The organism is Dietzia cercidiphylli, from assembly GCF_014145145.1.
In the GTDB taxonomy this organism is placed as follows: Bacteria; Actinomycetota; Actinomycetes; order Mycobacteriales; family Mycobacteriaceae; genus Dietzia; species Dietzia natronolimnaea.
Genome location: NZ_JAALEA010000542.1, coordinates 1 through 7,786, shown reverse-complemented (window position 1 = coordinate 7,786; position 7,786 = coordinate 1). Strand labels below are relative to the sequence as shown.

9 protein-coding genes are annotated in these 7,786 nt (G+C 69.2%); 6 read left to right on the top strand and 3 right to left on the bottom strand.

The genetic code is table 11. The features are described 5' to 3' along the window. The first annotated feature begins 21 nt into the window (after positions 1 to 21). The 4 genes from G6028_RS17195 to G6028_RS17180 all read left to right on the top strand — a co-directional run bounded on the left by G6028_RS17195 (position 22) and on the right by G6028_RS17180 (position 4,182). Entirely contained in the window at positions 22 to 816 is a 795-nt protein-coding gene (locus tag G6028_RS17195) for an FAD-binding oxidoreductase (protein ID WP_338404266.1), read from the top strand. Continuing rightward, positions 813 to 1,745 (top strand): diacylglycerol kinase, encoded by a 933-nt coding sequence (locus G6028_RS17190; RefSeq protein WP_182659588.1) that lies wholly within the window; start codon positions 813 to 815, stop codon positions 1,743 to 1,745. The genes G6028_RS17195 and G6028_RS17190 overlap by 4 nt, the downstream gene beginning before the upstream one ends. Before the next feature lie 101 nt (positions 1,746 to 1,846). After that, a complete protein-coding gene (locus tag G6028_RS17185; RefSeq protein ID WP_182659587.1) occupies positions 1,847 to 2,419 on the top strand; it encodes a CAP domain-containing protein in 573 nt (190 codons plus the stop codon). Between the two features lie 53 nt (positions 2,420 to 2,472). Further along, positions 2,473 to 4,182, top strand: coding sequence for a BCCT family transporter (locus G6028_RS17180; protein ID WP_182659589.1), 1,710 nt, complete (start codon positions 2,473 to 2,475; stop codon positions 4,180 to 4,182). Between the two features lie 18 nt (positions 4,183 to 4,200). Here G6028_RS17180 and G6028_RS17175 read toward each other — a convergent pair whose 3' ends face one another. Continuing rightward, the gene (locus G6028_RS17175; RefSeq protein WP_182659586.1) at positions 4,201 to 4,989 is read right to left on the bottom strand and encodes a pirin family protein; all 789 of its coding nucleotides are present in this window, start codon (positions 4,987 to 4,989) and stop codon (positions 4,201 to 4,203) included. A gap of 177 nt (positions 4,990 to 5,166) precedes the next feature. On the opposite strand from G6028_RS17175, the gene G6028_RS17980 reads away from it, so the two are divergent. Beyond that, entirely contained in the window at positions 5,167 to 5,292 is a 126-nt protein-coding gene (locus G6028_RS17980) for a hypothetical protein (RefSeq protein ID WP_277817639.1), read from the top strand. 67 nt (positions 5,293 to 5,359) lie between these two features. On the opposite strand, the gene G6028_RS17170 is transcribed toward G6028_RS17980, so the two are convergent. Then, positions 5,360 to 5,650, bottom strand: a complete 291-nt coding sequence (locus G6028_RS17170) for a hypothetical protein (RefSeq protein WP_182640669.1) — start codon at positions 5,648 to 5,650, stop codon at positions 5,360 to 5,362. Positions 5,651 to 5,789: 139 nt separating this feature from the next. On the opposite strand from G6028_RS17170, the gene dapA reads away from it, so the two are divergent. Then, positions 5,790 to 6,677 (top strand): 4-hydroxy-tetrahydrodipicolinate synthase, encoded by an 888-nt coding sequence (gene dapA, locus G6028_RS17165; RefSeq protein WP_182616732.1) that lies wholly within the window; start codon positions 5,790 to 5,792, stop codon positions 6,675 to 6,677. A 35-nt stretch (positions 6,678 to 6,712) separates the two neighbouring features. Here dapA and G6028_RS17160 read toward each other — a convergent pair whose 3' ends face one another. Further along, positions 6,713 to 7,612 carry an oxidoreductase gene (locus G6028_RS17160; protein WP_182659585.1) on the bottom strand — a complete coding sequence of 300 codons (900 nt, stop codon included), beginning with the start codon at positions 7,610 to 7,612 and terminating at the stop codon, positions 6,713 to 6,715. Between the last annotated feature and the right edge of the window lie 174 nt (positions 7,613 to 7,786).

Here is a 7,786-nt window from a genome sequence, read left to right as displayed (position 1 = left end):
CAGGGTGCCGGCCCCACCGTCATCCGGTTGTCGGACGAGGCGGAGACGGCCGTGAACCTGGCCACCGCCACCGAGGCGATCGGGGAGCGGGCCGAGGGCGTGAGTTCGGAGGGTGCGGGCGCGGAGGGTGCGGGCGCAGTGGGTGTTGGCGCAGGGGGTGTTGGCGCGGAGGGTGCGGGCGGCGACGGCGGCAGTGGCGGCGGTGGTGACAGTGCGGGCGGTGACGCCGGCGGCTGCCTGTGTCTGACGTTGTTCGAGGGCACGCCCGAACACGCCGGGTCGCGTCATGCCGAGACCCGGGCGGTGCTGCTGGCCCACGGCGGCGTGTCGCTGGGTTCCGGTCCGGCCGAGGCGTGGGAGCACGGCCGCTTCGGTGCGCCGGTTCTGCGTGATGCGTTGCTCGACAACGGCGCGCTGGTCGAGACGCTGGAGACCGCCACCGACTGGTCGAACCTGCCCGCACTGCGGGACGCCGTCGCCGGGGCGCTGACCACCTCGCTCGAGGTCAGTGGCACTCCGGCGCTGGTGATGTGCCATATCAGTCACGTCTACCCCACCGGCGCGTCGCTCTACTTCACCGTGGTGGCGGGTCAGCGGGGCGAGGACCCTGTCGCACAGTGGACGCAGGCCAAGCGGGCGGCATCCGAGGCGATCATGGCCACCGGCGGAACGATCACCCACCACCACGCGGTCGGGGTGGACCACAGGCCCTATCTCGAGGCCGAGATCGGCGAGGTGGGTGTGCGGATGCTGCGTGCGGTCAAGCACGCCGTGGACCCGAAGGGCGTGTGTAACCCGGGGACGTTGATCCCGTGAACGCGCGGCTGTCCGACCGTCGGATCCGCACGGTCGCCCTGCTGACCAACCCGGCCGCCGGCGGAGGACGGGGTGACCGGGTCTCCGACAGGGCGGCCGCGAGGCTGCGGTCGCACGGGCTCGAGGTCCACGCGCTTCGGGGGGCCAGTGCGCAGGAGTCCCTCGATCTGGCCCGGCAGGCGATCGCCGACGGGGTGGACGCTCTCGCGGTGTGCGGCGGGGACGGGATGGTCTCGCTGGCCGTGCAGGCGCAGGCGTTCTCGGGGGTCCCGATCGGCATCATCCCTGCAGGCACCGGAAACGACCTCGCCCGCGAGTACGGCGTCCCGTTGGACAGCCCGGAGGCCGCCGCGGACGTCATCGCCGCCGGCCGGGTCGAGCAGGTGGACCTCGGCCGTGCCACCCCGGACGGCGGTGCCCCGCACCTCTTCGCCTCCGTCCTGTGTGCGGGGCTCGATTCGGCGGTCAACCGGCGCGTCAACGAGATGACGATCCTCGGCGGGCCCCTGCGCTACGTCCTGGCCTCGATCATCGAGTTCCCGACGTACCGGCCCCGTCGGTTCCGCATGACCTTCGACGCCGGTGTGGCGGGGGAGGAGACGGTGGAGACGGAGGTCCTGCTCAGCGCGTTCGCCATCACCCGGAGCTACGGCGGCGACATGAGGATCGCCCCCGATGCCGACCGGTCCGACGGGTTGTTCGACGTCTGCTACGTCGGCAGGATCTCCAAGCTCCGGCTGGCGTGGCACTTCCGCAGGATCTACACCGGTACCCACGTGGGGCTCCGGGGGGTGACCATGCGGCGGTGCAGGTCGGTTCGGATCGAGGCGCAGGACGTGGAGGCGTTCGCCGACGGTGACGCCGTGGCGCCGCTCCCGGTGACAGTCGAGGTCCTCGAGGGGGCCGGCTTGTTCCTGGTGCCACGTTAACTTCAGTCTCACCCGTAACACTGACTTACGCAGGTCACGGGGGTTACACGTAGTCGATACCTCATCCGCCAATTGGTTCGCTTCAGGCTCGCCGAGACGGCATGATCACCTCCATGCGCTCCAGGCTCACCGCGTCACTCGCGACCATCGCCGTCACCTCCGCCACTCTGATGGGTGGTGGGGGCGCGACGGCCTCCGCCCAGGCTCTGCCGTCGTTCATCCCGCAGCACGTGGTGGACGAGCTCGTCTCCCAGGCCCGTGCCGCGGTGCCCGCCGAGGTGTGGGCGGCGGTCGGGTCGACGGGGATGATCTACCAGGACGTCTCGGGCGGGCTGCGCGAGGGCATCGTCCGGGAGATCGACTCCTACCGGGTGTCCAGGGGGCTCGGGGTCCTCGCCCCCAACCCGGCTCTTGACCGCGAGGCGCAGACGTGGGCCGACCGGCTCGCCGCCCAGGACGCCGTCTACCACAACCAGGCGCTGCTGAACCGTGGCCACGGGGAGAACATCGTCGCCGCCGGTACACACTGCGGACCGGTGTGTCTGGTCGACCTGTGGAAGAACTCACCCGGCCACAACGACAACCTGGTTGACCCCGGGTACCGTTCGGCGGGAATGGGAATCGCCTACTCCGCCGGTGGCAAGGTGTTCGTGGTACACAACTTCGCGTACTGAGGTCAGCCCGGATGACCGACCCGCCAAGCACGGCCGAACAGACGAGGGAGACCATGTCCGAACGGATTACACGCGCACTGAGGCTCAGGACAGACCCGGGGGTCTTTCTCACGACGGTGGGCGTGATCCTGGCCTTCGTGGTGATCACGTTCTTCGCCGGTGAGTGGGTGGGCAGCGTCTTCGGCACCGCCTCCGGGTGGATCATGACCAATCTCGGCTGGTTCTACATCTTCGGCGTCACCGCCTTCCTGTTCTTCCTGGTGTGGATCGCGATCAGCCGCTTCGGCCATGTCCGGCTGGGCAGCGACGACGAGGAGCCCGAGCACTCGACCCTCACCTGGTTCGCGATGCTGTTCGCGGCGGGCATCGGCTCGATCCTCATGTTCTGGGGTGTGGCCGAGCCCATCTCGCATTTCGCCGAGCCGCCCCGTGGGGTCGAGCCGGCCAGTGCGGACGCCGCCCGCGAGGCCATCGGCTTCACGCTGTACCACTTCGGCTTGCACACCTGGACCATCTTCGCGCTACCCGCCCTGGCCTTCGCCTACTTCATCTACAAGCGCAAGATGCCGCCGCGGGTGAGCTCGATCTTCGCGCCGATCTTCGGGGACAAGATCTTCGGACCGATCGGCCGGACCATCGACGTGGTCGCGCTCGTGGGCACGGTGTTCGGAGTCGCCACCTCGGTCGGGCTCGGTACCCTGCAGATCAACGCGGGGCTGTCCGAGCTGTTTGGTATCGCGATGTCCCCGCTGGTCCAGGTTCTCGTGATCTCCGTCGTCACGGTGATTGCCTGCATCTCCGTCGCGGCGGGACTGGAGAAGGGCATCAAGCGGCTCTCCAACTTCAACATCGCTATCGCCGTCGGGTTGCTGGTCTTCGTCCTGGTGACCGGCCCCACTCTGTTCTTGCTTAAGGGCACGGTCGAGTCGCTCGGTGTGTACCTCACGATGCTTCCGGAGCTCGCGCTGTGGAACAACGTCTTCCCGGCCAACGACGACCTGGCCGGGTGGCAGAACACGTGGACCGTCTTCTACTGGGCGTGGACCATCACGTGGTCGCCGTTCGTGGGCATCTTCATCGCCCGCATCAGTCGCGGCCGGACCATCCGCCAGTTCGTGTTCGGCGTCCTCGGCCTCCCGGTCGCGTTCTCCGTCCTGTGGTTCGGCATCTTCGGCATGGCCTCGTTCCACATCGAGCTCTTCGGCCCGGGCGGGCTCACCGAGGCGGTCGTGGACGAGGGCGACATCCCGGGCGCCCTGTTCGCGTTCCTGTCGAACTACCCACTGTCGACCCTCGTCTCGGGGATCGCGATCCTCGTCGTTGTCATCTTCTTCACCACCTCGGTCGACTCAGCGGCGATGGTCGTCGACATGATCGCCTCGGGCAAGGGGGACGACGTCCAGGTCTCGCCGGCCCACCAGCGCATCATCTGGGGCGTGCTCATGGGCGCGGTGGCGGCGACGATTCTCGCCGGGACCGGCGAGGGCGGACTGACCGCCCTGCAAGAGGTCATCACAGTGATCGGTCTGCCGTTCTTCGTGATGGGTTTCGTGATGATGTACAGCCTCGTCCGCGGCATCAGCAACGACATAGGGGAGCGGCCGCCCACGGTCACGCGGCAGTGGCGGCGGGCCTACTCCGCGGAGGCGCTCGAGAAGAACGAGGACGCGCCGTCCCCCGAGCCGGTCGGCCCGCTGCACCACATCCCGGAGACCGAGCAGGACGACGGCGCCCCGACTCCGTCGAAGTCGGACGCGACCTGAGCCGGGGGCCCAGTGGGCTCAGTGCCCTCTCACGTCGAGCATGGTCATCCCCGCGTGCATCTCCCACACGAGGATCTCGGCCCCGTCCACGCCGGCGGTGACCCGGCGACCGCCCGTGGCGGTGAGCCGCGCGGCGTCACCGGTGGCAAGCTCGCCCTCGCCCTCCAGGTCGACCGAGCCGACGGGCACGTAGAGGTGGAGGTACGGCGCATCGGGGAGTTGGACGGACCGCCCCGGCTGTAGCCGCGACGCGAGCAGTGCGGAGGTGCTGTTGCGGATCCGGATGGCGGCCCGGTCGGCGTGGGAGCGGAGACCGCCCGCGACGACGGCGAGGTGGTCCTCCAGCTCGGCGGGGTCCATCTCGCGCTGTTCGTACCCCGGATTCCCTCCCGTGGAGTCGGGGACGACCCACATCTGGACCAGGTGGACCGGTTCGGCCGGGGCCTCGGGGGTCTGGATCGATCCGTCCCGCCAGGCGTCGTTGCGCTCGGAGTGCAGGATCCCGGACCCCGCGCTCATCCGCTGGGCGAGGCCGGGGTAGATGATCCCGTTGTGGCCCTCGGAGTCCTGGTGGACCAGCGAACCGGAGAGTACCCAGGTGACGATCTCCATGTCCCGGTGGCCGTGGGTGTCGAACCCGGAACCCGGTGCGATCCGGTCATCGTTGTTCGCCAGGAGTCTCCCGAAATGCGTGTTCATCGGATCCTGGTGGCGGGCGAAGGAGAACGAGTGACGTGAGTCCAGCCAGCCGCCACCGGTGTGGGAGCGCGTGGCCGACCGATGGATCCTGACCAGTGGATTAAGCATGACGACCCCTTGACTGGATGACGCAACAACAATACGCTCGAGCGGTTCGCCCGGGCCGGGGCGCCTGTGCAGGACGGTCATCCGGGTTTTTCGCTGATACGGCTACGGTCTCCCGCGGCCGAGCGTAGGGTGACGGTTGTCAGTGACGCGAGTCACACCACTTGTCGGGAGGTTTCCATGTTGCAGAATGCTCTGGCCGCCACGCTGCGCGTGGGTGTGGCCACGACCAACGAGGTGGCTCACATCGTCGTCGACAACACCCTGGGCCGTTTCCTCGACACCAACCCGGACAAGGTTCGCTGACCCTCCCCTCGGGCCGCGCCGTCACGGTCCTCCCCGCTCCCGCGCCGTAGCGCGGCTTGCTGGCGGCCTACATCCCGTCGGCTGTTCCCTCGCTCCCACCGAGCGCGTGGTCCGGCTGCTCCGGCGTCTGATAGATGCGCTTCTGTTCCTCCAGGTCCCTAGTTCCCGTCGTCGCGGTGCCGTCGCCGTTGCCGACGCTCTGCCCGTCACTGTGACCACCGCTGCCCGGTGCGTCCGGGTCGATTCCGGTCGCTCCCTGGTCCGCTGCCGGATCCGGCGCACTTCCGTCACCGACACGCGTTCCGTCGATGGTGTTGCCCAGGTCCTCTGGGGTCTCCGGGGGTGTCTCCGAGCTCATGTGGTCCTCCTGGGTCGTGCGTGTGGGGTGGTGACGACCCTAACCGCGACGGGGCCCGCGTGCCTCCGGTCGTCCCCGCCGGAGCTGCCGGTGACCGCACTGGGCCAACGATCAATGAGGACCGCCTATCCTGGTGCCCATGTCGGATAATCCCTTCGGTCGGGTCATCACCGCGATGGTGACCCCAATGCACGACGACGGCTCGATCGACTTCGACGGGTTGCAGCGACTCGCCGTCCACCTCGCCGACCACGGCCACGACGGCCTGCTGGTCAACGGCACCACCGGTGAGTCCGCCACGACCACCGACGAGGAGGACTACGACGCCGTGGCCGCGGTCGTCGAGGCGGTCGGCGACCGTGTGTCGGTGATGGCCGGCTGCGGGACCAATGACACGGAGCACTCGATGCGGGCGGCCGCCGCGATGGTCGAGCGCGGCGCCGACACGCTGCTGGTGGTGACGCCGTACTACAACAAGCCCACGCAGCACGGGATCGTCGAGCACTTCCGGATGGTCGCCGAGGCGGGAGGGCGACCCGTCATGGCCTACGACATCCCGGGGAGAACCGGCACGGCCCTGTCCTCCGACACGATCCGCCGATTGGGAGAGATCCCCGGCCTCCGCGCGGTCAAGGACGCCAAGGGCGACCTCTTCGAGGCCAGCCGACTCATGGCCGAGACCGATCTGCTGTGGTTCTCGGGTGACGACGTGCTCAACCTCGCGTTCCTCGCACTGGGCGCCACAGGCATCGTCTCGGTGGTCGGGCATGTGGCCGGAGACGACTACCGGGCCATGATCGACGCCGTCGATGCCGGTGATCTCCCCCGGGCCCGCGAGATCCACACCCGCCTCATCCCGGCCGTCGACGCGATCATGCACACCTCGCAGGGGGCCATCCAGATCAAGGCGGCGCTGAAGATGCAGGGGCTGCTCGGCTCCGACCAGCTGCGGATGCCGCTGCTCCAGGGCCCGCCGGAGCACCTCGACCGGCTCCGTGAGGGACTGGCCGCGGCCGGACTGGCCTGACCCCTACGGGTCGGCCTGACCCCGCCGCGGGCTGACTACCGGAACGCGGACATCTCGGTGCAGCGCTCCCACAGGGCGGAGGCGACCCGCTCGTCGCGGGAACGGCCGCTCGACCTGGCGATCTTCGGATACCCCTGGAGGCCGCCGAGGCGATCGGGGCCCACGAAGGTCGCGCCCGGCAGGTCCGGCTCCGTCGCGGCGTAGAGGACGGACAGAGCTCCCATCTCCGGTGTCAGCCCGGCCCAGGAGATCGAGTTGCCCAGCTCGAAGAACCGGTCGGCGGCCGGGCGGCCGCTCTGCCGGAGGAGCTCGGTGGCGGTGTACCCGGGGTGGGCGGCCATCGACCGGATCTCCCCGCCCTCGCGACCGAGTCGGCGCTGCCATTCGTAGGCCAGCATGATGCAGGCCAGCTTCGAGTTGGCGTAGGCCGCCATCGGCCGGTATCCGCGCAGGTCCATGCTCAGATCGTCGGTGTCGACGCGCCCGCGGAGGTGTGCCAGCGAGCCGAGCCAGACCACGCGATCGGTCAACCGCGGCAGCAGGCCGCCGGTGAGGGCGTGGTGACCGAGCGCGTTCACGCCGAACTGCATCTCGTGACCCTGGGCGGTCCGCGAGGGCGGGAGGTTCATGACGCCGGCGTTGTTGATCAGGACATCCACCCGATCCGCGGTCCCGGCGACGAACTCGTCCACCGAGTCGAGGTCCGCCAGATCGAGGCGACGGACCAGCGCCAGGTCACGCGTCCCCGACGGCAGGGTGGCCCGGGCGGCCTCGGCCTTCTCGAGGTTCCGGCACGCCATGACCACCCGGGCGCCCCGGGCCACGAGTGCCTGTGTGGTGGCCAGGCCGATCCCCGCGTTGGCCCCGGTCACGACAAAGGTCCGTCCCGTCTGGTCGGGGACGTCGGAGGCGGACCATCTGGGCGTGCGGCTCATGTGTGACAGTCAACCAGCCGCGCCTGCGCCGTGGTCGGACACCCGTGTGGTAACGCCGGGGGAGACGCCGCGATGTTCTTGTGACACACTCGCGTGAGGCGGGTGAGATCCCACGCGTCACACACGCCTTTCGTCTTCGACCGAGATCTCGGAGTTCCCTCATGACGTTCGACC

Excerpts from the sequence above, each read along its gene's own strand:
- G6028_RS17185 (WP_182659587.1), top strand. The coding sequence starts at position 1,847 with ATGATCACCTCCATGCGCTCCAGGCTCACCGCGTCACTCGCGACCATC.
- G6028_RS17180 (WP_182659589.1), top strand. The coding sequence starts at position 2,473 with ATGTCCGAACGGATTACACGCGCACTGAGGCTCAGGACAGACCCGGGG.
- G6028_RS17175 (WP_182659586.1), bottom strand. The coding sequence starts at position 4,989 with ATGCTTAATCCACTGGTCAGGATCCATCGGTCGGCCACGCGCTCCCAC.
- G6028_RS17980 (WP_277817639.1), top strand. The coding sequence starts at position 5,167 with ATGTTGCAGAATGCTCTGGCCGCCACGCTGCGCGTGGGTGTGGCCACG.
- G6028_RS17170 (WP_182640669.1), bottom strand. The coding sequence starts at position 5,650 with ATGAGCTCGGAGACACCCCCGGAGACCCCAGAGGACCTGGGCAACACC.
- dapA (WP_182616732.1), top strand. The coding sequence starts at position 5,790 with ATGTCGGATAATCCCTTCGGTCGGGTCATCACCGCGATGGTGACCCCA.
- G6028_RS17160 (WP_182659585.1), bottom strand. The coding sequence starts at position 7,612 with ATGAGCCGCACGCCCAGATGGTCCGCCTCCGACGTCCCCGACCAGACG.